Source organism: Alteromonas sp. AWQ4_252, assembly GCF_056158205.1.
The window spans coordinates 4,255,196-4,278,029 of record NZ_JBSWSV010000001.1 but is presented as its reverse complement, the minus strand read 5'-3'; the positions used below and the strand labels follow the sequence as shown (position 1 = coordinate 4,278,029).

Below are 22,834 nucleotides of genomic sequence, written 5' to 3'. Positions count from 1 at the left end.
TTTAAGTTTTCTTCTATGTAGAAGAATAGCAGTTATACAGCACCGTAGGTATTAAAATACACTTTTTTGTTTACTTGGTATTTACAATTTTTGCTGTATGGTTTAACTTCACGTAAACGATTACTCTTTTGGCTTCGAATTTTAGTTTTCAGACAGTAGAATTAGGACACACGAGGTAACACAATGAACATGCACATAAAAAAAATTAAACCTATTGCTCTTGCGGTCTCATTTGCATTGGCAGGACAAGTAATCGCTCAGACAGATGAGCAACAGGTAGACTCTCCTGAAGCAGAAAAGTCAACGTTTGAGCAGATTATTGTCATAGGGAACATGCAAAAACGACTGATTGAAGCTTCAGTCCCATTCTCCCAAATTACAGAAGAACAAATTGCTCGTCAGGCACCGAGAAACATCTCAGACGCGTTGACTAATATTCCTTCTCTTCAAGTCGAAAATACTTCAGGTAATACAAACAATGAGTATCGCTTTCGTGGAGTTGGAGCAGGTGGTACTCAATTCTTAGAGTTTGAGGAAGATGGAATTCCTATCATGAGGGATGCACCTGATTTTCTATATAGGGTGAGCAACGCAACAGGCGGAATAGACACAATACGTGGTGGTAATGCGCCTATTCTGCGTACAGCAGCAGTAGGTGCGGTTGTCAACTTCCGATATAAAGAAGCTACGGAAGAGCAATCGGGCGATATATTTTTTCAAACCTCTGACTTCGGAATGTTCAGAACTGAGCTATGGTTAGGCGGCCCTATAAACGAACAGCTCGAATATACGCTTGCCGGATATTACACCACTGATGATGGTGTAAGAGAAGTCGATTTCCCCGCAAACGAAGGCTACAACCTTCACGGAAGTCTTAAATACCATTTTGAAGATGGATCTGGGCATTTCAAGATGTCTGGACGTACCTTTGAAGAGAACAACATTGTTTACTTAGCAGTTCCACTGCGCGGTGATCCAGCAAATCCTGAGCAGTTCCCCGGTGGTCCAGACATTACTACAGGTTCTTTATTGAGCCGAGAAATCGCCCTTTCAAATACTTTTTCTGCACCCAATGAACCTAGTGTATTGGATTTGTTGGACGGTAATGCCTCCGACATGACTTATTTAGGCACGGAATTGAAAAAGAACTGGGACTTTAAAGACGGTTCAGCGCTTGAGTTTACCAGCCGAAACAGGTACACCAGCGTCAGTTCTCGTTTTTCCGGTTATTACGCGGCTGGGTTTGCGTTAGGTGGTGATTTTCAAACAGGAGAATCTCTTGTACCAAATATGCTAAATACAAATACGATGGGTGCAGGTCTAGTTAACTATAGTTATGCGCTGCCAGAAGGCTTTGCGCCAACCGGATATACAGTCACAAATCAACAAGGGGCTGTCCTTGACAACGGTACAATTGCCGATACAAATGGCAATGGGATCATCGATGCAGGAGAAGCAAGTTCGACGGCAACATCGCTTGCAAATGGAAATGGGATATTCATGCCTGTTGCCGCATTTGATCAGGACAATCCATTTACCAGCTTCCAGCAAGATTTAGAGTTGGCTTATAGTTTCGATACTGACAATGCTGAACATTACGTTTCTGCTGGTTACTACTACATGAAGATGGACAGGGAACAGGATAACCGTCAGCAATTGTTCTTGATTGACTTAAGACCTCAGGCCGGCAGAGTGGATGTAAATCTGCAAAATGCGAACGGAGATCAAGTAACACTTACGGATGATGGATTCTTGACCCACAACCACTGGTTGAATCGAGAAGCAATTACTGATGAGATTAACGCTTTTTATGTTGATTATGAAATCAAACTTGATCAATTGACTCTCGATGTGGGTGCTCGACACGATGAGTTCTCAAACATTATTCAAAGAGCAAACACAGTTAACTTTTTTGGAGACGGACCAAACCAAGTTGCGCTTCCTGAGCCCGGCACAACAGTTTCCCCGGCTGTATCTGCAATTCAGCGATACGATGGCTCATTTAGAACTGACCAAGACTTTACGACTAGAGAATGGAGTTATACGTTCGGTGCGAACTACTTAGTACAAGACAACTTTGCTCTTTATGGTCGCTATACAGAAGCTCATTTGCCAAATCCAAGAGGTGCTACAGGCACGGATGTGATAGAGCTTGGAGCTAGGTATGATGGTGGTGACTTTACTATTGCCAGCAACATTTTCAGATTGACGCAGGATGGTGATATTCAGGAACGAGGTCTTACGATTGATGGACAAGAAGTCATTGCACAGTTCCAAACAGACCGTGAATCGGTCGGCCTTGAAATTGAGGCTGTTTGGGATATCACTGATGCGTTGAGCCTGAATATTAGTGGTACTTATCAAAAACCAGAGTTTGCTAGTGGCGGCTCAGCGACCCCTCGTCCCGGCTTTGATGTTACACAAGATCAACTTGATGCTGCGATTGGCGATCTGACAGCTATCGACGGTAACCAGATAGCAAACCAACCTGAGTTACTTGGTAATTTGGGCTTAGACTATGAATGGACATTGGGTGACTATGGCTATTTGAACTTCAATGTAGTGCTTCGCTATGTGGATGAGGTGCCTCTCGATGATGCCAACTCAAACTATACTGAATCCTACACACAAGTTAACACAGGCCTTAATTTCGAAAGCCTTGAAGGTGACTGGTACGCTCGAATAAACGTTCAGAATCTGACAGATGAAGAGTCAATTCAACGTGTGTTTGGTGGACCTCAGTCGATTGTTGAACAAAGCGTTGCGGCGGATGGGTTCTATGGGAGACCGCTACTTGGTAGAAACGTTGTATTCGGCGTAGGTTATAGATTCTAAATAAAGCCAAAGGACAGGAGCTTTTGCTCCTGTCCTTATCCTATTCACAATTGATATTTCTAAGTCTACTAAAGTTTGATCAATACTCTTTCGCAGGGACATCAATGATAATTAGAACTCTCGTCTCGTTTATATGTATCGCTTGTTTTAGTCAAAGTGCGTACGCAAAGAAACAAGTCACTATTGCCGGGTATGGTGGAAATGACGTCTTCGCCATGAAGCTGTTGTTAGAAGAGACACTTAAGGATGAGTTTGATAGGCGAAATATCGATGTATCCTATTTGGCGATTGAGAGTGACTATCCTAAATATGTTCTTAACGCATTGTCTTCAGGTAATGCGCCTGATGCTTTTTACGTCAACACAGATGTTGCTCAAAGCTGGATTCAGACTAACCAATTGCTGCCTCTTCCTGAATCTCTGAGGTCAGCAAGAGCGAACATTACCCAAAATGTTTTAGAAAACTTTACTTTCAACAATTCACTATTCGCGATACCTAAAGACATGAATGCTATCGCATTAGTCTTCAATTACGATGTATTTACAGATGCAGGTGTTACACCTCCAGAAAACAATGATGATTGGCGTGACTTAAAGTCGAAACTAGAAAAAGTAGTTGAAGAATTAGGTGATGAGGGTGTCACGGGACTTTGTATAAGTACCGATTTCAATCGATTTGCTCCATTTGCACTAGCGACTGGCTGGAAGCCATTTGACGAGCAAGGTCGAACCATACTTGACGAAAATTTTAAGCGAGCTTTTTCGTTCTATCTCTCTTTACATTCTAGTGGCCTAGCAAAAATGCCCTCAGACCTCGGTCAAAATTGGGGTGGTGGTTGTTTCGCTATCGAAAGAACGGCCATAGCCATTGAGGGAAGTTGGATAGCAGGCTACCTAAGAGACAAATCCCCCAACTTACTTTACGGAAGTACACTGCTTCCAAAAGATCCCGTATCTGGTGAAAGAGGAAATCTGCTATTTTCAGCCGGGTGGGCTGTAAATAAAAATGCTGAAGACGTAGAGGCTACACTAGAAGTCATTGAACTTTTAACCAGCAATGCAGCGCAGTCCACAATATTATCTTCTGGATTAGCGATCCCTAGCTCAACGCTTTTAGACGACCATCCTTATTATGACTCGCAACAGCCAAAAAATCAGCTAGCAAAAACTATACAAGAAGGTACTCAGGTCAACAATACAATGACTTTCAGCTTTGGGAAGTATGGTAATCAATGGTTAGAGCCTATACAGATTGCCCTGTCTTCCGTCATGTTAGGTCAGTTAAGCGAAGAGGAAGCGCTTGAAGAGGCGCAAAGAGCATATGATGAAATGTTCAAAAAAGTCGGAGCCAACAAATGAAATTATCATCATCTTTCAAGCACAACGCGTTTGGTTGGCTACTTATATCTCCGTTTGCTTTATCGCTGGTTCTCTTTTTCTTCTATGCATTACTGAGAACAATCGCTTATAGCTTTACAAGTTACGACCTCTTCAACTCTCCTGAGTGGGTTGGTTTTAAAAACTACGTCAATCTGTTCTCTGACCCTTTGTTTTTTAGAGCGCTGACAAATACGTTTGCATTTTCACTCATCGTAACGCTAATTCAAACGACACTTGCCTTGCTTCTCGCCGTTGCGCTCAACGCTGAAATAAAGGCAAAAGGCTTTTTTAGAACCGTTTATTATGTTCCGAGTATTATGTCTAGTGCGGCAATAACGCTCATTTTTGTATGGGTGTATCAGAAGAACGGTTTTTTAAATCAACTTTTACAAAACATTACTAGCAACCAACAATTCATACTCACATTTATTGTTGGGTTTATTGCTTGTCAGGCTTCACTCGTAGTTTCAGGAAGAAAAAGGAATCAGCGAGTTAGAGTAACGGACCCGTTCTATGCGCTTATTAGTCTACTCGTTGCATTTAGCATTTGTGTATTCGTTAAGAATACAGGGTTAGTAAGTAGCCAAGATTCTTCCGTTGTTGTCTCATGGCTTGGCACCAGAGATATGGTGGGGCCTCTGCCACTGACTCTTTGGGCCATCGTTATACAAAATATATTTACCACTGTCCCAACACTCATGCTTCTGTTCCTTGCAGGGTTACAAGGCATTCCTGATGATCTTTATGAATCTGCGACGGTTGACGGAGCAAACAAATGGCAACAGCTCTGGCACATTACTGTGCCCCAGCTTGCTCCAGTTACTTTTGTTGTCATCACTATGGGTATTATTGGGACATTGCAAATGTTTGATCAAGTAGCTTTGCTAGGGGGAGGCGTTCCACTTGAGTCAAGGATTACGTTGGCATTTTACGTTTATCACTACGCTTTTCCCGATGGCACATCACCACAAATAGGAGTAGCAAGTGCTTCCGCGCTCGTTCTTGGAGGGGTAACACTCGTACTAGTATTTCTCCAGAAGAAATTAGGAATTAAGGAGCAAAGCGATGGATAACATTTTGTACAGCAAAAGCGCCTCTCAGTTTAGACAACGTCGCTTTGTCTCCCATATAGTGTTGGTTTATGGACTTTTTTTGCTATTAGCAACCGTAACGTTAGGTACGTTTTTGATAGCGTTTGTTGCAAGCATCAAAGATGACGCTTTAAATGAACCAAGTAAGATCAGTATTCCTCAGCTACAGCCTTCTAACTGGATTGCTGCTGGTTCATTGGGAAGTCAGGGTGGGAAAAGCATCTTATGGGGTGGCTTTGTTCCTGAATCTGAAGTTACATTTCAAGTTACTTATGCCACTGCAAATCAGAACGAACTCATAGTACCTGCCATTAGTGTTCCTAGAAGAAAACCGGGAAGTGGTATGGCATCCATTGCGTACCCACACTTCGCTGCGGACTATGCCATTGTTTCCCAGCCAAAACTTATCTCTACTTCTGACAATGTAGAATACATCCAGACTTTGGGGATAAGAAAAGAATCTCGAAGCGGGCACAGTGCAACGTGGGAATTCACCATTCAATACAATGGATATGGTCCAAATATAAAACACCTACCACTGGATATCACAACTCCCAGGGAGCAGGTCTTGATTGACTCTACGATCCCCCCCAACCGATTTGAACGACGTGGCAGAGTGGCAAGCTGGGGAAATATTTCACCCGGACTGATAGGTTACGTTTTCAAGAGCTACATCAGAGTATGGAATGAGTCTGTCAGTCTCGACACTGGAGAAAGCTTGTTTTGGAGCTGGACCATCAACTCTTTATTTATTGCTCTGGTAAAAATGGTACTGACAGTATTAATTGCATGTGCTGGAGGCTTCGCCTTGGCTAGAATGAAGTTCGCAGGATCTCGTCTAATATTCTTCGCCTTAGTTATATCAATGGCTGTCCCCATGCAAGTTAGCTTCATCTCAAATTACGAGGTATTCAATACGCTAGGTCTATTAAACACTCCGTGGGCAGTAATTGGGCTGTTGGTGGCCTCTGCGCAAGTGCTCATCATGAAGCAATTTTTTGAATCATTTCCGAAAGAACTTGAAGAAGCAGCAATAGTCGATGGCGCGTCCCCCCCATCTATACTTTTGCACGTATTTATGCCTCTCGCGAAACCAGCGATTGCTTCAGTTGCTATTTTAGGTTTTCAAGGCACATGGAACGATTTTTTCTGGCCTCTCGTTGTGCTTACTACGCCACCTGAGACCTATACGCTTCCAGTAGGATTATTAAGTTTGCGCAACAGCTATGGAGTGGCGGGTGACTGGAATTTAATTTTGGCAGGCTCGTTTCTCTCAACCGTTCCAGTACTCATTATTTTCATTGCATTTCAAAGATATTTTGTAGGAAACAACGTGAGTTCGGCGGTCAAGGGTTAGCCGATAGAAGGTGAATAAATATATGAATAAGCTTCGCTTGAAAAATATAAATAAAGTTTACGATCCCAGTGGTACACCTGCTCATATTGTAAAAAACGCAAACCTTTCGATTGAAGAGGGAGAGTTTGTCGTATTTGTGGGTCCGTCAGGCTGTGGCAAGTCAACCATGCTAAGGATGATAGCTGGGCTTGAAGAAATAACAGGTGGAGAGCTAATCATAGACAACCAAGTTGTCAATGACTTGTCGCCCAGTGAGCGTGGCATAGGAATGGTATTTCAATCCTATGCTTTGTATCCACACATGACTGTAAGAGAAAATATCGCCTTCGGAGTGAAGTACACGAAGCGATGGTCTAAAAAGCAAACAGATGAAGCTGTTGAATCGATAGCTGAAGCACTTGAGCTAACTAGTTTACTCAATAGAAAGCCAAGTGGCCTGTCTGGAGGCCAAAGGCAGCGTGTGGCGATTGGTAGGGCGTTAATTCGAGAGCCAAAGGTGTTTTTATTGGATGAGCCACTTTCTAATCTAGATGCTGCATTAAGAGTTCGCATGCGGCTCCAGATAGCGGCTTTTCATAGACAGTTCAAATCAACGACAGTGTATGTGACTCATGACCAAGTTGAAGCCATGACTTTAGCTGACAAAGTAGTCGTTTTAAACAAGGGAACGATTGAACAGATCGGCTCACCTTTAGAACTTTATCACTTCCCAAAAACTGAGTTTGTCGCCAATTTTATTGGTTCACCAAAGATGAATATGGTTGACGTTAAATTCGTTGAAGTTGTTGATGATTTAGTTGTAGTTGATATGGGCGGCAAACTGGTAAAAGTTGCCGTAGACGGAAGCGAATTACGACCAAATCAGCGATTAAAACTAGGAATCAGGCCAGAAGACATTCAGATAGGTGGTGTAAACGACATCCCCGTCTACGTGACAGGCAAAGAGTTACTAGGTGCAGAATCAATCTTATTTACCAGTACAAAAGCGGTAAATGATGAATTTTTAGTGAGATGTCCGGGTACGCTCAATGTAAGTAAAAAAGATGCTTTGTTTGTGAGGTTTCCTCCCACTGCCTGCCACCTTTTTGCAGACAACGGAATTGCGCTGAATAGAAAAGTTGATAGAAATTCACTTTTTGTAAGCCCTCAGGATTTAGTACCACACTAGTGTGAGGGGAATAGCTTTATTGGAATGTGCGTTCGATATCATTCTGGCCACAGTTTTGCTTTTGCAGTCCTTGAAGCTTGATATCAAACTGCAAGTGTAAACCTCCCCTAAACTAGTGGCATACTTTTTTAGAGCTCTTCGGCGTACACTGAGCCAAGAAGGAGAACTCCTGATAAAAAGTCCCGATACACAGAAACACAGATCGTTAAGATCCTGAAAGAAGTGGAAGCTGGCCGACTGGTTAAAGAAGTCTGCCGTGAGTACAGCATTTCAGACGCCACCTACTACAACTGGAAAGCCAAATATGGTGGTATGGAGGCTTCGGACATCAAGCGCCTGAAAGAGCTTGAGGACGAAAACAGGCGGCTGAAATCGATGTTTGCCGATCTCAGCCTGGAACACCGGATATTGAAAGATATCGTTGAAAAAAAGCTGTAAAGCCAGCGATCAGACGTGAACTTGTGAATTATGCGCCAGAGCAGCATGGCGCTAGTTTACGGATGGCGTGTCGCGTAGTTGGCATCAGTGACTCGGTCTATCGGTATCAGCCGGATAAAGCGCGCGATGACAAGGTCGTCGCCAAGCTACAGGAAGCCGTTGAACGGTATCCCGCCTACGGATTCAGTAAGCTATTTAAGATCCTAAAACGCTGGGGTCACGGCTGGAACCATAAGCGTGTTTATCGCATTTACTGTGAGCTAAAGCTGAATAAACGCCGACGTGGAAACGACGCCTACCAGCAAGAAACCCAGAGCCTCTAGCGGTTCCAGCTCAGGCCAACCATTGCTGGTCGATGGACTTTATGTGTGACAGGCGCTTCAGAGCGTTTAACCTGGTGGATGACTTCAGCCGTGAAGCGTTGGCCATTGAGATTGATTTAAACCTGCCGTCGCAGCGGGTTGTACGCGTACTGGAACGCGTCGTCGCCTAGCGAGGTTACCCAGCCAAACTACGCATGGATAATGGGCCAGAGTTCATCTCCATCACACTGGCCAGTTGGGCGGAAGAACATAACATCGCACTGGAATTTATCAAACCGGGTAAGCCAACACAAAACTCTTTCATAGAGCGTTTTAACCGGACTTACCGCGACGAAATACTCAATATGTACGTCTTCAGAACACTTAACGAAGTGCGTGAACTGACGGATAAATGGGTGACTGAATACAACGAAGAACGCCCCCATGATGCGCTGAATGATCTTACGCCATGGGAATATTTAACGAAACATGAGCTGGCTGAAACCTCTAATTATGGGTGTACCTAATTAAGGGAGGTTTACAGCACTACATGCATGAAAGTGACGTATCCATGACTCAACTATATTTACTGCTTGGATTCGCAGAACCCAGTATTTTTACTAGAAAATTTAAGTCTTGGAGTGGAGTAACCCCAACAGAATACATCAGGGCTTTGGGGACCAGATTAAAGTTAAAAAGTTAATCTTGTAACTCGTCATCAATGGTCCAAAATTTCGCTGTCAATTCGCATTTCCCATTTCCAGGCGCAACCGCCAAATCTACTCTTGTAGATGTCGGAAAACAAAGATTTGAAAACGCAAAAGTATTGTTCACAATGAGCGTACACAGCCCTCTATCCAATAAAACTTGAATATGAAGGCTTTCGTACTTAGGTAGTTCGACCGAGTAATCATGGTTGAATCCACTTTCTATAAGGTCTTGGTGCTCGGAAACAGCTCTAATGGATCTGACGACCGTTTTGTTTTCTTGCTGCGAGACAACGAACTGAAGTTCTTGTTGTTCAAACAAAGAGAATTTAATTTTTTTTGAATCGTTTAACGCAGTATCAAACTCCAAGAGTGCTACATCGGTATTTAGCGACTTTAAAAATGATTGAGTACCTTCTTGTACGATTTCAACTTCTTCACACGATTTGAACTTGTCATACAATCCTTCAACAAAAGTCTGTTGTAACTTAAATGAACCTTTTCTCGAGCGTCGTATGCTGAGTTTTCGGGGAACAATCATAGCCCCTCTGAATCTAGATGTTGGAGTTGATTTGGCATATTGATGGTTACTCATCCAAGCACTGATGACTCTTTCGTCAGCGCTTGTGCCGCTGAAAGACTGCGTAGCGTAATGGTCTCGACCAAAATCTAACCACCGCTTTTTGTCGTGCCTGTCTACACACGTAAAATCAAAACCATCAAACGTTCCGACAAAATATTGAGTGCCCGAACCGCCAGCCCAAACACCTTCTCCAATACCTACTATCAAGACCCAGAACAACTCGCCAGAGTCTTCGCATTTTAATGGAAAAAGGTCAGGGCACTCCCAAGGACCTTTACTATGGAAACCATATCTGTGTCCGAACTCACTAACTTTTACCCAGTTAATAAGATCCGGTGACCGAAAAATCTCAATGAATTGTCCGCTCGCTACAACCATAACCCATGCATTGGTTTCGACATGCCAGAACACTTTAGGATCTCTGAAGTCAGGATTACCCTTAGAATACAAAACTGGTTGTCCATTATTATACTTCTTCCATTTGTATCCGTCTTCACTAAAAGCGAGCGCCTGGTGTTGTTGAGGTCTAATATCAATATCACCGTCTATACATTCGTATTCGCTCTCAATGAAAGTCGTGTAGAGAGCTACTATCCCTCCTTTTTTGGGAAATAGTCCTGAAGTGTTTGTGTCATCGAATACTGCCGAGCCTGAAAAGCACATACCACTTTCGTCAGGGTAGAGGGCGACTTCATGCTCCTCCCAATCTACTAAATTTAATGAGGATTGGTGCCCCCAATGCATTGGCCCCCAAAGTGTAGAGTTTGGGTGATACTGATAGAATTGGTGATATCTCCCCTTAAACTTAATGAGCCCGTTTGGGTCATTAATCCAACCACTACTCGAGGTTAGGTGTAGCGAGGGACGGTACTTTTCAGACTTCGACACTTATTCACTCTCCGTCGTTCATAAGGTAAACGAGAGCAGCCGCAGACCATGCCTGTGGTCTACATGCTTCTACATAGGGCAGAATAGGAGTTAATCCTCTAGGGTAACCAGAGAAGAGCTCTGGAAGTCGTCTATCTTTTTGAGAAGATGCAACATCCACTAGAGCTGACTTTACAACACCAAACTCTTTCTCTTTCCCATATCTTTTGAGTCCAGCAGCAAAAATTGCCGTGTCATGAGGCCAGATTGAACCGTTGTGATATGAAATTGGGTTATAGCGTAATTCTGTAGTGCTCAAAGTTCTTAAACCCCAACCGCTCCACATATCTTCTTCGAATAACCGATTTACAAGAACATCGACTTTTTCGTCCAATACGATACCTGACCAAAGCAAATGGCCGCTATCTGAGCTGTTTACATCTAATTGGCAATTATGTTCGTCCACAGCTATAGCAAAATTATTGTGCTCGGGCATCCAAAATAAGCTATCGAAGGAGTGTTGAAGCTTGTCAGCTTTTTCTTTGTAATACGCAGCTTGCTTAGTGTCGTTCTCATGTTTATAGAAATTCGCGGCAGCTAAGTACGCGGCGTAAGCGTAACCCTGTACTTCGGCTACTGCTAGTGCTCCTTCACCAAGCTTCCCATTTTTATAACTCAATGAATCATGTGAGTCTTTCCAGCTTTGTACCGTCAAACCTTTAGTGTTGCCGCGAAAAACGATTAACCCTCTTTCGTCTTGATACTTTTCCATCCAATGTAATGCGCTTTTCCAGTTGTCTTTAAGCTCATCAACTAGAGAGTAATCTTTTGTTTTCTCGACATAATCGTGCAAAAGAACAATAAACAGCGGCGTGGCATCTGCAGTTCCAAAGTACGTTAAAAACGGAAGTTTCGCTAAGCGGCTTAACTCTGCGTACCGCTGCTCATGTAGAATTTTTCCAGGCTGCTCATCACGATATTCATCAACTTTTGTACCTTGATTTGCTGCAAGAAACTGAAGCGTCCCTCTGGCTAAATCAGGGTATGTATTCAAGAGAAACCACGAAGAAATAATTGAATCGCGACCGAAGGGTGTAACAAACCAAGGTATCCCCGCTGCTATAGTTAGGCCGTGTTTGGTTGATAATAACAGGTCATGCAGATCTCTCTCTGCCTGTCTGTAAACTTTCGTATGATCTGGTATCGATTTAGAACTTAACCAGTCTTCAGAAATACCCTGAATAGTTGATGCAATTGAATATGTTGAAGTAAATTTTGCATTTATTTTAAGAAGGCGCTTCGACCGAGCAGCTATTGCCATTTGCTCGTTAAATTTAAAACCTTCCAGCTCCAATTGAACTTCGGACTTTACATCATCAGGCGCAATATAGTGAGCATCATAGCGGTTGTTAGACTGATGATGATATACGTCTCGGACACCCTCACTCGGTACATGTCCGCGAACTTCAAACATATCGATGAAGTCACTATCTAGTTTGAGCTCCGCTAAAAAAGTATGGTCTTCCAAATCATCGTTAATCAACTCTAACTCATCTGTAAAGCCACCGTCCTTTACAGATAATGTTCTTACGATCATCAAACTTTGTTTGTGTTTCTCGAACTTGCTGAAATACTGTTTTATACATCTACTTCCGATGTATTTAGTGTGTAACAGCTCGAATCCTGCAAAATTCCATTCGTACTGGCTTATTACACGGGTGTCTAATACGTATCCACCAGACTCTGAACATGCTATAGCGGCATCATGTCTACTGTTAATTTGACCTTCATCATTGAGAATAAGATAAGTAAAATTTTTCTTTAGAGGGATCACGTAGGTAAGCCTCCTATCCGTTAAATATTGAAAGTTATTAACGCATAGTAAACGTTTACGTAACGAGTTCAAGTGTTATTTTTTATTGTATGCGAGACGATTCTCTAATAACCAAGTTCACTGGCAATATTCTACTCTCTGGTGCGTCTCCGTTTCGAGCTTTATCTAAAAGCTCAACAGCGTTTTTAGCGATCTCGTTAATATCTTGATGCACAGTTGTTATGGTTTCAAAAATACCGGGAAGGTCATCGAATCCAACGATTTTCAAATCATCTGGGACAGATAAATCAGAGTCCTTACAAGCAAGCATGGCCCCATATGCAATATCGTCGTTTTCACAAAAAATGGCGTCAAACTTGGACGCATTGTTTTTGAAAACTTTCATTAGGGTTCGATAAGTCTGAAGTTCTACAGCCATTGAATCATCTATGTAAAGTTGACCTGCAACAAACCCTTTTTCTTGAATGGATTTCTGAAACCCCATAATTCGAGCCTTAGTCCCTTTGCTTCTTAACGCGCTTTCAACTATGAGAAATTCTTGACACTCTTGATTTAAAAGGTGTGAGGCCGCCAGTTGCCCCCCCTGATAGTCATCTGGGCACACCCAGAATTCCCCTTCAACCTGACCGATAGATACGAAAGGCAAAGACGCTTTTTTGAGGCTAGCTACTCTTGAATCACTTTCCTCGACACCAGTAAGAATTACTCCACTTGTATCTCTTACCATGCTATCAAAACTGTCATAAGGATAAATATTTACGATTAACCCCTCTTTGCTTAGAAGCGTATGAATGCTCTCGAATAGAGAGGATATGTAGTGGCCGTGCGGCTTGTCACTTTTGCCTAGGGAGATTGCAACATGACTATTTTTGCCAAACTTTAGACGTCTTGCTGCATCTGATGGCTGATAACCAAGCTCATTGCAAATATCAATTATTCTCAAACGTGTTGTTTCAGAAATTCCGGGTTTACCATTTAATGCGCGAGAAACAGAGGCTACAGAAACTCCAGCGAGTCTTGCAGCTTCTTTGATTGAGTTTTTATTCATGATTCGGCTTTACAATTGTTCGAAAAGTGAGAATACCAAATCAAAGTTGCAATTAAAATGCTGGAAGTTTAGTAATCGTTTACTCTTGAGATTGGTTCAACGACATGCAAGTCCTCCTTAATGAAAATTTAGAGGTGTTAATGTGTTTCGTTGCAACTGAAGTTGGTGGTGCAGAATTACACTCAATCCAATGTAAGCCGTTGAGTGAATCATTTACTGGAAATCGGTCTCGCTATCGGGCAACGGAGCGCTTTCGCTTGGAAGTCTGAATCAACTCAACCTTACTAGACAGGTTCTCGTTTTGATCTTTTAACCTTTTTACACATCAATACAGGCGCTTCATACTATAATTGATGATATTTAAAAGTTTCTTATAACGTAGCTACTAGATAATAGATAACGTTAATGACGATTAACATTACCTACACACTTACGCTGGCTGGTTTACTATAGCTCGACAGAGTTTGGTGTTCGATGAGCCAAATTAACAACTGAAGCCGATGTGGTTATACATGTTATTAAAATAGGTCCGCAATTTAAGTTAAGCAGAACATTACTTAAATTGCGTACTCACCGGTTCTTCTAAACTAGAGCAGCATTGATTTTTTTAGGAAGAGCTTTCTTTCAAGACACAAAAAAACCGACTCGAAGTCGGTTTTAATATCTTCTTCGTTAGAAGAGATGGCCCCAGTGGGCGGACTTGAACCGCCACGCTATCACTAGCAACGGATTTTGAAAAGCTTGCGTTTGGTTTTTAATTTATTTATCAGTTGTTTAATGGTTACATTTCAAACTTTGCAAATCCTTTGCATGAAAGAGGGTATTAGCAGTTTGCAAATTTGCCTGAGTAAACAACTCTCGGGGTGAAGTTCAACTCTGCGATGGTTAGCAATGCTAACAACGATCACGTATTGTATTCATCAAGCAGGCGAATAAACTCATCTATACCCCCCTTGGTGTATATGGAGAGGTAAACAAGACATTACTTTAGCGGCATTGGCTATCGTAATTTTACGCTCAGCCACTTTCGTGATGACATCAACTGTCAATTGAGCTTTGGAATTCAACACAATCATCCTTAGCGTTCCTCAAATGCACAAACAAAACATTCAAAGAACACTGTTAAAGATAACCGTCAATTTCCCTTGGTAATTAGCGACTATGAAAGAATCGCGTGGTAATTAAAGTACGACAAAATCGCTTGGTGTTCACAGCTGAGAAGAATCTAGCTCAAATCTAATCTGACAGCGGTACCCGAAAAAACGGGTAACTGTCAGATAAAGTCTGAGCTAGTACATGTGGCCACCCCTTGAGCTGTTCATTCACTGGCATCACCTGTTTGCTTTTGAATGGTTCACCTGGCACGGTGGCCTGTTGATGGCTTGGATAGCGGCCACCACTGTCATTATCATCCAGCACATCTGTGCTATCCGCCATCATAAGAGCAGTCTTGTCAGTGCGTTATTGATAGCAGGAAAGCACGGAGTGTACAGAATATGAATTCAATTTCGTACGTGTAGAAACCGCCATTCCACTGGCATTTACCGCCGGACTTCTTAAACCTCAGATTTACTTATCCCGCGGACTCCGCCAGCGTTTTGATGCTCAGCAATTGCACTGTATTTTAGCTCATGAAGCCGCTCATCAGGCTAAGCGTGACCCGCTTCAGAAATGGCTGTTCAGTATGCTGAGTGCTTACTATCCGACGTCTCTGCGCCGTCAGTTACGAGAAGCTTTTGAACTCGCCACAGAAATGAAAGCCGATTCCATCGCGGGGCTTAGAGCTGGTGCATTAAATGTGGCTTCAGCCCTGGTGGCGTTCGGGCGTTCAGAGCGACAGTGGCATCTGCCGATGGCAATGGGATTTGGTCAGGATTTTGTTGCCCAGCGGGTGAAAAATCTGACTGAACCGGTAAAGCTGAATGTTCGGGTGCCTTTCATCATTGCAGCAATTGCTACCTCGGTACTGGCAGAGAACCTGCTGTCGATGGACAGCATCCATCACTACATTGAGTTAATTCTCCAGTTCTGACCGGAACCTGTTTTTTGGGTTGCACTGCAAATAAAAAACCGACTGACAATGGGTTTTTGGTGGGTACAGGAAACGACAAACTTTTAATTAGCGTTTCATAGCAATTGAAAATGAGAATTCGGTAATTTGTGTTGGATAAAGCCTCATAAAGCGCCGTTTATGCTCATCAGTCTGAGCTGCTTTTAAGCAGCTTTTTTTTGTTCTATATTTAAGGCTCCACTTATTCTAGTGGTGCAATTCTTTCGCTCAAATGCTTAAAAGTTCATTGTTAGGCGAATTTTTTCCTAAAAGTTCATAGATAACTGAACATATGCACAATCCTTATTTGAACGACATCGTAGAGCCCGCATGAATAGCGGGGATGAGAGTTGCTCCAAGTCCAACTTCATCGAATATCACAAATATGTCGCGGTTTATTCGGTACCTATTCGGTAAAAAAACGGTGCTTTTTATCGGCAATTGACTCTCTAAGAGTCTTTTATGCTCGTCACTATTGCGTAAGATTTAAATCAGCAGGGAGCGTCTCTGCACGATTTTACCTGGCAATAAAAGATAACCAGCATCAAAAGTAATTTTCTGGCATCGCTCAAAATAGTCTGAGTGGCTTTCCATCCGGTGCGTAAGGTTACGGCAATAAAGCGTGTAATCGCCGCCTGAACTGGCGAAATTACAGTGATACTAAAGGACTGGAGCGGACGGCTAGTTTCGGCATGACAGGTTACATCTTCATGCCAACAGTACCGGCGTTCATATTCGCAAATACACCAAACAATTGATGAAGCACACATGTTTAAAATATTATCCATATTCGCAATGGCAACCTTAGCTGCGGCACAGAGCTATGCTCATGGTATTTATTTTGCCGAACGAGTCCAAAAAACCGCATTAGTTTACGGGGTAGGTGCTGATGACCTGCAAATAGTGAAGCGGTTGCCAAAAATTGAATCATTTACTGCTTACAACGACAATTGGGAACCGGTCGATGCTGAACTGAAAGTCGCAGACCTGATGATTTTTGTGGATGGCAAGCATGCGGCCGTTTCTGCGGTAATGCAAAATGGCATCTGGAGTAATACTGGTGAGGGGCATTGGATAGGTAAGGGCCCCAACGTAGTGGCAGTGACTTACGATGCGCCAACAGACCGCCCTGACATCATAGATAAATATGAACTGCTGGCCACATTATCATTTATCCTTCCGCACATCCCGGAATAAAACTAATAACATCACGGGCTGCGATGTACGGCCCATAGCAGTACAAATACAGGTGACATTATGAGTTCAGATTTTCAGACCCCCGCCGCAGTGGTTAAAAAGCGGGTCGCATCCATTGATATCCTGCGTGGATTAGTGATGCTCTTCATGCTGGTTGATCATGTGCGTGAGCGCTTCTTTTTTCATCAAAATGTTGGCGACCCGATGGATCTGGATACTACCAGTCCACAATTATTTTTTACCCGTGTTTCTGCTCACTTTTGCGCACCGGTATTTGTATTTCTGACCGGACTGTCTGCCTGGTTGTATTCGCATCCACATAATAAAGCGCCACGTTCAGCAACGCCGTTTCTGTTCAAACGCGGCCTGTTTATCGTGTTCGTTGAAATCGCGGTTATTAACTGGCTATGGATGGGAACCTACGACACGTTATGGCTACAGGTAATGTGGGCTATTGGTATAAGCATGATCGCGCTGTCAGTACTTTGTAAGTTACCGTACAAAATGATTCTTGCCCTGGGTGTGCTCATTGTAGCCGGACACAATCTGTTAAGTCCGATCAGCTTTGCGCCCGGTGAAACTGGATACACCTTATGGGCAGTTCTGCATGATCGCGGTTTCATTTTTGACTCTGAAAGTTTCCGCATTAAAGCCTCTTACCCGGTGTTGCCGTGGATAGGTGTGATCCTGCTAGGGTTCTGTATGGGGCCGATTTATTCACGCGCTGTAGATAGCGCAAAGCGTCAGTCAGCGCTGATAAAAATTGGTCTGGCAATGTGGTGTCTGTTAGCCATTATTCGTGGCCTGAATATCTACGGTGAAGTGCTGCCTTGGGAGGTTCAGCAAGACGCTATTCACACAGTAATGTCATTTCTTAACTATACCAAATACCCACCATCACTGGATTATGTGTTGTTCACACTGGGTGCCGCATTATTGGTTCTCGCGGGGCTGGAAAATGTGAATAACCGTGCAAGTAAGGCCGTCGAAACTTTCGGCTCAGCGCCAATGTTTTACTACATCCTTCATCTGTTTATTCTTCTGGTTGGCTACCGAATTGCACTGAACCTGTTAGGTCCGAACTATGGTGATCTATTTGCGTTCGATTATGTCTGGCAGGTCTGGCTGGTTGCAGCTGTGCTGGCACTGGCGTTGTACTGGCCAACTAAAGCATTCGCCAAATTTAAACACAACAGTACTAATCCGCTGGTTAAGTATTTCTGACTAAATAACAAGATAATAAATAGTATGAAAGTGTTAAAGGTAATGTTGATGAGTGTGCTGTTTTTTTCAGCCCTGGTTCAGGCGCATACAGAATTAAACGATTCTTAACCTGCTGCGGGTGAAGAGGTAGGTGTTACTCCTGAGGAACTGTTCCTTTCTTTCTCCAGCGATGTTCGGGTTATTAAACTGAAACTAACCGACGGCAACGGCAAGCAAGTTGATTTCGGGTTTGAACCTGTTGTCGATGCCACCAGCGAGTTGACCTGGGCATCTTCAACTTCATTGGCATCGCTGCTATGCGTGGCGTGTTCAATGCTCGTTTAGTTATTAACCATACAGGTATTTTCGGTCGGCGACTGTGGCAATGCCAATGGCTGTTTCTGGTTTTAGGTGTAATAGGTGCAGTTGCAGTTGTTCCGCTGAATGCTGGATGATGGACTCAAAGGCATTGTGGATCCTCTGATGCTGCAGATTGCCTGGCAGTCTATTTTTGGGTGATGGGCGTGAAGTTACTACTAGTTTGCATGATGTTATGCTTTGCCGCGCATCACAAGTGGAAGCTGGTGGAGAGTATTACTTCGGCTCAGGACTGCGGCAAAGTGCGTAAATCTATTACTGCCGAGGCTGTGGTAGGGGGGCTGGTGTTGGCTATCACGGCGGCGCTAACCAACAGTATTGGCATTGCCCACTGAGAGAACCAGGACTTTTCGTATATCAACAAAAAAGCGCCGACGGCGCTTTTTTGTTTTCCTAAAACTTTTTCAGGTTAAAGATTACCCTCGCATACATAAGTAATCTGCAAAAAGTCATCCAGCCCATAATGAGAACCTTCCCGTCCGTATCCGGAAGCTTTTACACCACCGAAAGGCGCTACTTCGCTGGCCACGGCACCTTCATTCACGCCAATGACGCCAGCTTGCAAGGCCCGTTTAACACGATGAATGCGCTTATGGTTCTCGGTGTAGAAGTATGCCGCAAGCCCATATTCCGTGTTGTTGGCTTCTTCAATAGCTTCCTCTTCTGAAGAAAAACGGAACAGCGGTAAAACAGGCCCGAAGGTTTCTTCACTGAACAATGCCATCTTGTTATTTGCTTCGGCAATGACAACAGGTTCAAAGAACAAACCTTCTCGGGGTGCCGTGTTACCACAGAGAATGATCCCACCGTGCTCTTCCGCATCTTTCACGTGATGACTAATTTTATCGATGGCTTTCTGATTGATCATCGGGCCGATCTGTGTGGCGCTGTCGAAGGGGTTGCCCACTTTCATGGACGCCACTTTGTCCACCAGACGGCTGGCAAATTCATCATAAATGGCATTGGCCACGTAAATACGGTTCGGACATACACAGGTTTGTCCGCCGTTGCGCAGTTTTGCCGCTAACAGGCCGTTAATCGCGGCATCCATGTCACTGTCTTCAAACACGATGAAGGGCGCATTACCGCCGAGTTCAAGCGACAGCTTTTTCAAACTGCTGGCGGCACGTTCAGCCAGGTGGCGACCGACTTGCGTGGAGCCGGTAAAGCTGATTTTCTTAACATGTACGTCTTTCAGCCAGGCATCAACGGCAATAGCGGTTTGCTCACGGGACGCGGCAATGACGTTAATTACACCTGGTGGGAAGCCGGCCATTTCCGCTAGCCTGGCCATAGCCAAAGCGGTAAGTGGCGTATCTTCAGCGGGCTTTACAATAACGGTACAGCCAGCGGCTATCGCCGGAGCAATTTTACGGGCCAGCATAGCAAAGGGGAAATTCCACGGTGTAATCACCGCGACAACGCCAACCGGACGCTTTTCTACAGTTTGCTGGCGGCCTGGCACGGTGTCAGGAAGAATGTCACCGCGCAGCTGCATGGCCATTTGGGCAAACCATTTCACATAGGAGGCACCGTAGGCAATTTCGCCTTTGGATTCCGCCAGTGGCTTACCCTGTTCGGTGCTCATAATTCGAGCCACATCGTCGCTATGCTGCTCAATCAGTGAGTGCCACTTTTCCAGCAGGTTTGCACGCTCACGATGGGTGGTTAACTGCCAGCTGCTGAACGCTTTGTGCGCTGAGCGGGCAGCGTTTGCAGCATCAATGGCATCGCTATTAGCAACACCGGCAATGCTGTCACCGGTAGCCGGGTTTACTACTTCATAGGTTTGCTGAGAAACTGCCTTTTTCCACTTGCCATTAATGAAGTTAAGACTGCAAAACAAAGAGGGCTCTTTTAACGATGTAGCCAGATCGTTTTCAAAACGGCTCATTTCAGATTCGCCACAATTGCGTCGCCCATATCCTGGGTGCTGGCAGAGCCACCGAGATCCGGTGTTAGCACAGAACCTTTCAGCGTTTCTTCAATTGCAGTCACAATGGCATCATGTGCTGCTGCACCGTCGCCGCTGTCTTCCGTCAGGAACCGAAGCATGAGCGCTCCGGACCAAATCATGCCAATCGGGTTGGCAATATTTTTACCGAAAATATCCGGTGCAGAGCCGTGAACAGGTTCAAACAATGACGGGAATTTACGTTCCGGGTTTAAATTTGCCGACGGTGCAAGACCAATGGTGCCGGTACATGCAGGGCCTAAGTCTGACAGAATATCGCCAAACAGATTGGATGCTACGACCACATCGAAACGCTCCGGATTCATTACGAAGCGAGCCGAAAGAATGTCGATATGTTGCTTATCCCAGTTGATGTCAGGGTAATCTGCAGAGACGGCCTCGGCACGGGAATCCCACCACGGCATACTGATTGCCATACCGTTACTTTTGGTGGCTACGGTGAGGTTTTTCGCTTCGCGTCGCTGCGCTGTTTCGAAAGCATATTTCAGTACCCGGTCGGTGCCGTGACGACTGAAAACGGATTGTTGCAATACGACTTCACGTTCTGTTCCTTCGAACATGATGCCACCGATAGAGGAATACTCCCCTTCGGTATTTTCGCGCACAACGAGGAAGTCAATCTCGTTTGCTTTAGGAGTGGACAGCGCACACTTAACCCCTTCAAATGTACGCACCGGCCGCATGTTGATGTACTGATCAAATTCCCGACGGAAGGTCAGAATAGAACCCCACAGAGAAATATGATCCGGAACGGTGTCCGGCCAGCCCACTGCGCCAAAATAAATAGCGTCCATCTGGCTAACCTGTTCTTTCCAGTCTTCCGGCATCATACGGTTATGCTGCTGGTAATAATCACACCCGCCCCAGTCAAAGTGGTGGAAGTTCAGTGTCAGACCAAACTTCTCTGCGGCAGCTTGCACCACTTTCAGGCCTTCTGGCATAACTTCTTTACCAATACCGTCACCGGCGATTACTGCAATATGATAAGTCGTCATCAGTCTGCCATCTCCTGTTTTACTGCATCCAGTGCCAATACTTCATCCAGGGTAAGTTGAAGTCTCTCAAACAGCACATCAAAATCGGCCTCGGTAAAGCACAGCGCCGGGGCGAAACCAAGAATGTTGTCACCGAATGCCCGGAAAATAAGTTTGTGTTTCCAGGCGATGTCAGCAATGGTTTCGTTAAGCTTTAAAGAAGGATTGAAAGGACGCTTTGTCGCTTTATCTGCCACAAGTTCAATAGCCCCAAGTAAACCCAGGTTACGCACATGCCCCACCAATGGGTGGTTCAGGCATGCTTGTAATTTTTCTTTAAAGTAAGGTTCAACGTCCTGTGCGTGAGCCAGCATGCCTTCTTCGTAAATACTGATCACTTCCAGAGCAACCGCTGCGCTTACCGGGTGGGCTGAATAGGTTTGTCCATGGCCAACAACGGCAGCTTTGTTCGGGCCGTCTGCAATACCGCTGAACACTTCGTCAGACATCATCACTGCGCCCATGGCGGCGTATCCTGAAGTGAGCCCCTTGGCAACAGTCATCAAGTCCGGTTGAACATCCTCGTGTTCGCAGGCGAACATTTTACCGGTGCGACCAAAGCCGGTGATGACTTCATCTACTAACAGCAAAATGCCCAGTCGCTTACAGGTTTGCTCAATGGCTTTCAGCCAGCCTTTTGGCGGCACTACCACTCCACCTGAGCCAATAACGGGTTCGCAGAAGAAAGCCGCCACATTATCTGCACCTATTTCTGCCACCTTGTCTTCCAGCTCTTTTACGGATGCGGCGATTAGCGCTTCCGCTGATTCGAAGTCTCCGCGATAAATATCCGGACAGCTAATATGGTGCTGCGATGGCGTAGGCACGTCAAAGTTCGCATGAAAAGCGGGTAGCCCTGTAATTCCTGAGCCCATGGCCGATGAGCCGTGGTACCCACGTTTGAGGGAGATAATATGTTTCTTTGCAGGCTTTCCGATGGCGTTATAGTAATGGGTGATATAACGGATTGCCGCGTCTATAGCATCTGTGCCACCCAGAGAAAAATACACGTGTTGCAACGAGGCCGGGCTGATTGAAATCAGCTTTTCAGCCAGCACAATAGCCGGCTCACTACCAAAGCCGAAATAGCCGGTAGCGTAAGGCAAGGTGTTCATTTGTTTAACGGCAGCGTCGACTACCCGTTGCTGACCATAACCTACGTTTACGCACCATAGGCCGGCAAATGCGTCCAGATACTTTTCGTCATCAGCGCCTGTGAGCCACACGCCGTCGCCGGACTTCAGAATTTTGACTCCCTTATTCTGGTGATCACGGAAGTTAGATACAGGATGAATGAGATAACGACTGTCGAGGTCTGTCAAAGCAGGCGTTTGCATGATTATGTTCCATGTTGAGTATAGTTCAGAGCAGATGCTCGTTACGAGAGA

Annotated in this window: 16 protein-coding genes and 2 pseudogenes; 11 read left to right on the top strand and 7 right to left on the bottom strand. The window is 44.5% G+C overall.

The features are described 5' to 3' along the window. Nucleotides 1-183: 183 nt before the first annotated feature. From ACXACM_RS18775 to ACXACM_RS18745, 7 genes and pseudogenes are all read left to right on the top strand, one after another. Entirely contained in the window at nt 184-2,835 is a 2,652-nt protein-coding gene (locus tag ACXACM_RS18775) for a TonB-dependent receptor domain-containing protein (protein WP_474823659.1), read from the top strand. A 104-nt stretch (nt 2,836-2,939) separates the two neighbouring features. Beyond that, nucleotides 2,940-4,193: an ABC transporter substrate-binding protein gene (locus ACXACM_RS18770; RefSeq protein WP_474823657.1), complete on the top strand. Its 1,254-nt coding sequence runs from the start codon at nt 2,940-2,942 to the stop codon at nt 4,191-4,193. Continuing rightward, complete coding sequence (locus ACXACM_RS18765) at nt 4,190-5,287, top strand: carbohydrate ABC transporter permease (protein WP_474823656.1); 1,098 nt, start codon at nt 4,190-4,192, stop codon at nt 5,285-5,287. Before ACXACM_RS18770 ends, ACXACM_RS18765 begins: the two co-directional genes overlap by 4 nt. Beyond that, complete coding sequence (locus ACXACM_RS18760) at nt 5,280-6,662, top strand: carbohydrate ABC transporter permease (protein WP_474823655.1); 1,383 nt, start codon at nt 5,280-5,282, stop codon at nt 6,660-6,662. The genes ACXACM_RS18765 and ACXACM_RS18760 overlap by 8 nt, the downstream gene beginning before the upstream one ends. Nucleotides 6,663-6,684: 22 nt before the next feature. Continuing rightward, entirely contained in the window at nt 6,685-7,830 is a 1,146-nt protein-coding gene (locus ACXACM_RS18755; RefSeq protein WP_474823653.1) for an ABC transporter ATP-binding protein, read from the top strand. A 201-nt stretch (nt 7,831-8,031) separates the two neighbouring features. Next, nucleotides 8,032-9,097 (top strand): annotated as a pseudogene (locus ACXACM_RS18750) (IS3 family transposase). A gap of 23 nt (nt 9,098-9,120) precedes the next feature. After that, a complete protein-coding gene (locus ACXACM_RS18745) occupies nt 9,121-9,273 on the top strand; it encodes an AraC family transcriptional regulator (protein ID WP_474823652.1) in 153 nt (50 codons plus the stop codon). Here the strand turns inward: ACXACM_RS18745 and ACXACM_RS18740 are convergent. From ACXACM_RS18740 to ACXACM_RS18725, 4 genes are all read right to left on the bottom strand, one after another. Then, entirely contained in the window at nt 9,270-10,748 is a 1,479-nt protein-coding gene (locus tag ACXACM_RS18740; RefSeq protein ID WP_474823651.1) for a glycoside hydrolase family 32 protein, read from the bottom strand. The genes ACXACM_RS18745 and ACXACM_RS18740 overlap by 4 nt on opposite strands. A gap of 4 nt (nt 10,749-10,752) precedes the next feature. Next, nucleotides 10,753-12,561 carry an amylo-alpha-1,6-glucosidase gene (locus ACXACM_RS18735; RefSeq protein WP_474823649.1) on the bottom strand — a complete coding sequence of 603 codons (1,809 nt, stop codon included), beginning with the start codon at nt 12,559-12,561 and terminating at the stop codon, nt 10,753-10,755. An 82-nt stretch (nt 12,562-12,643) separates the two neighbouring features. Continuing rightward, nucleotides 12,644-13,609 (bottom strand): LacI family DNA-binding transcriptional regulator, encoded by a 966-nt coding sequence (locus tag ACXACM_RS18730; protein ID WP_474823648.1) that lies wholly within the window; start codon nt 13,607-13,609, stop codon nt 12,644-12,646. Nucleotides 13,610-14,845: 1,236 nt separating this feature from the next. Then, nucleotides 14,846-15,049, bottom strand: coding sequence for a hypothetical protein (locus ACXACM_RS18725; RefSeq protein WP_474823647.1), 204 nt, complete (start codon nt 15,047-15,049; stop codon nt 14,846-14,848). A 76-nt stretch (nt 15,050-15,125) separates the two neighbouring features. Between ACXACM_RS18725 and ACXACM_RS18720 the strand changes: the two are divergent. The 4 genes and pseudogenes from ACXACM_RS18720 to ACXACM_RS18705 form a co-directional block, all read left to right on the top strand. Beyond that, nucleotides 15,126-15,641: pseudogene (locus ACXACM_RS18720) on the top strand (M56 family metallopeptidase); the annotation flags it as partial. A 786-nt stretch (nt 15,642-16,427) separates the two neighbouring features. Next, nucleotides 16,428-16,856, top strand: coding sequence for a hypothetical protein (locus ACXACM_RS18715; RefSeq protein ID WP_474823645.1), 429 nt, complete (start codon nt 16,428-16,430; stop codon nt 16,854-16,856). 60 nt (nt 16,857-16,916) lie between these two features. Next, nucleotides 16,917-18,080, top strand: a complete 1,164-nt coding sequence (locus tag ACXACM_RS18710) for an acetyltransferase domain-containing protein (RefSeq protein WP_474823644.1) — start codon at nt 16,917-16,919, stop codon at nt 18,078-18,080. A gap of 497 nt (nt 18,081-18,577) precedes the next feature. Further along, on the top strand, nt 18,578-18,772 hold the full coding sequence (locus ACXACM_RS18705) for a CopD family protein (RefSeq protein ID WP_474823643.1): 195 nt from the start codon (nt 18,578-18,580) through the stop codon (nt 18,770-18,772). Between the two features lie 74 nt (nt 18,773-18,846). Here ACXACM_RS18705 and ACXACM_RS18700 read toward each other — a convergent pair whose 3' ends face one another. From ACXACM_RS18700 to ACXACM_RS18690, 3 genes are read right to left on the bottom strand one after another with little or no spacing between them, the layout of a single operon-like run. Then, nucleotides 18,847-20,331, bottom strand: coding sequence for an NAD-dependent succinate-semialdehyde dehydrogenase (locus ACXACM_RS18700; protein WP_474823641.1), 1,485 nt, complete (start codon nt 20,329-20,331; stop codon nt 18,847-18,849). Beyond that, a complete protein-coding gene (locus ACXACM_RS18695) occupies nt 20,328-21,407 on the bottom strand; it encodes a tartrate dehydrogenase (protein WP_474823640.1) in 1,080 nt (359 codons plus the stop codon). The genes ACXACM_RS18700 and ACXACM_RS18695 overlap by 4 nt, the downstream gene beginning before the upstream one ends. Further along, the gene (locus tag ACXACM_RS18690; protein WP_474823639.1) at nt 21,407-22,783 is read right to left on the bottom strand and encodes an aminotransferase class III-fold pyridoxal phosphate-dependent enzyme; all 1,377 of its coding nucleotides are present in this window, start codon (nt 22,781-22,783) and stop codon (nt 21,407-21,409) included. Before ACXACM_RS18690 ends, ACXACM_RS18695 begins: the two co-directional genes overlap by 1 nt. Between the last annotated feature and the right edge of the window lie 51 nt (nt 22,784-22,834).

Excerpts from the sequence above, each read along its gene's own strand:
- ACXACM_RS18730 (WP_474823648.1), bottom strand. The coding sequence starts at position 13,609 with ATGAATAAAAACTCAATCAAAGAAGCTGCAAGACTCGCTGGAGTTTCT.
- ACXACM_RS18705 (WP_474823643.1), top strand. The coding sequence starts at position 18,578 with ATGGGCGTGAAGTTACTACTAGTTTGCATGATGTTATGCTTTGCCGCG.
- ACXACM_RS18695 (WP_474823640.1), bottom strand. The coding sequence starts at position 21,407 with ATGACGACTTATCATATTGCAGTAATCGCCGGTGACGGTATTGGTAAA.
- ACXACM_RS18745 (WP_474823652.1), top strand. The coding sequence starts at position 9,121 with ATGCATGAAAGTGACGTATCCATGACTCAACTATATTTACTGCTTGGA.
- ACXACM_RS18710 (WP_474823644.1), top strand. The coding sequence starts at position 16,917 with ATGAGTTCAGATTTTCAGACCCCCGCCGCAGTGGTTAAAAAGCGGGTC.
- ACXACM_RS18715 (WP_474823645.1), top strand. The coding sequence starts at position 16,428 with ATGTTTAAAATATTATCCATATTCGCAATGGCAACCTTAGCTGCGGCA.
- ACXACM_RS18755 (WP_474823653.1), top strand. The coding sequence starts at position 6,685 with ATGAATAAGCTTCGCTTGAAAAATATAAATAAAGTTTACGATCCCAGT.
- ACXACM_RS18690 (WP_474823639.1), bottom strand. The coding sequence starts at position 22,783 with ATGCAAACGCCTGCTTTGACAGACCTCGACAGTCGTTATCTCATTCAT.
- ACXACM_RS18775 (WP_474823659.1), top strand. The coding sequence starts at position 184 with ATGAACATGCACATAAAAAAAATTAAACCTATTGCTCTTGCGGTCTCA.
- ACXACM_RS18760 (WP_474823655.1), top strand. The coding sequence starts at position 5,280 with ATGGATAACATTTTGTACAGCAAAAGCGCCTCTCAGTTTAGACAACGT.
- ACXACM_RS18700 (WP_474823641.1), bottom strand. The coding sequence starts at position 20,331 with ATGAGCCGTTTTGAAAACGATCTGGCTACATCGTTAAAAGAGCCCTCT.
- ACXACM_RS18765 (WP_474823656.1), top strand. The coding sequence starts at position 4,190 with ATGAAATTATCATCATCTTTCAAGCACAACGCGTTTGGTTGGCTACTT.
- ACXACM_RS18770 (WP_474823657.1), top strand. The coding sequence starts at position 2,940 with ATGATAATTAGAACTCTCGTCTCGTTTATATGTATCGCTTGTTTTAGT.
- ACXACM_RS18725 (WP_474823647.1), bottom strand. The coding sequence starts at position 15,049 with ATGATGGCGGATAGCACAGATGTGCTGGATGATAATGACAGTGGTGGC.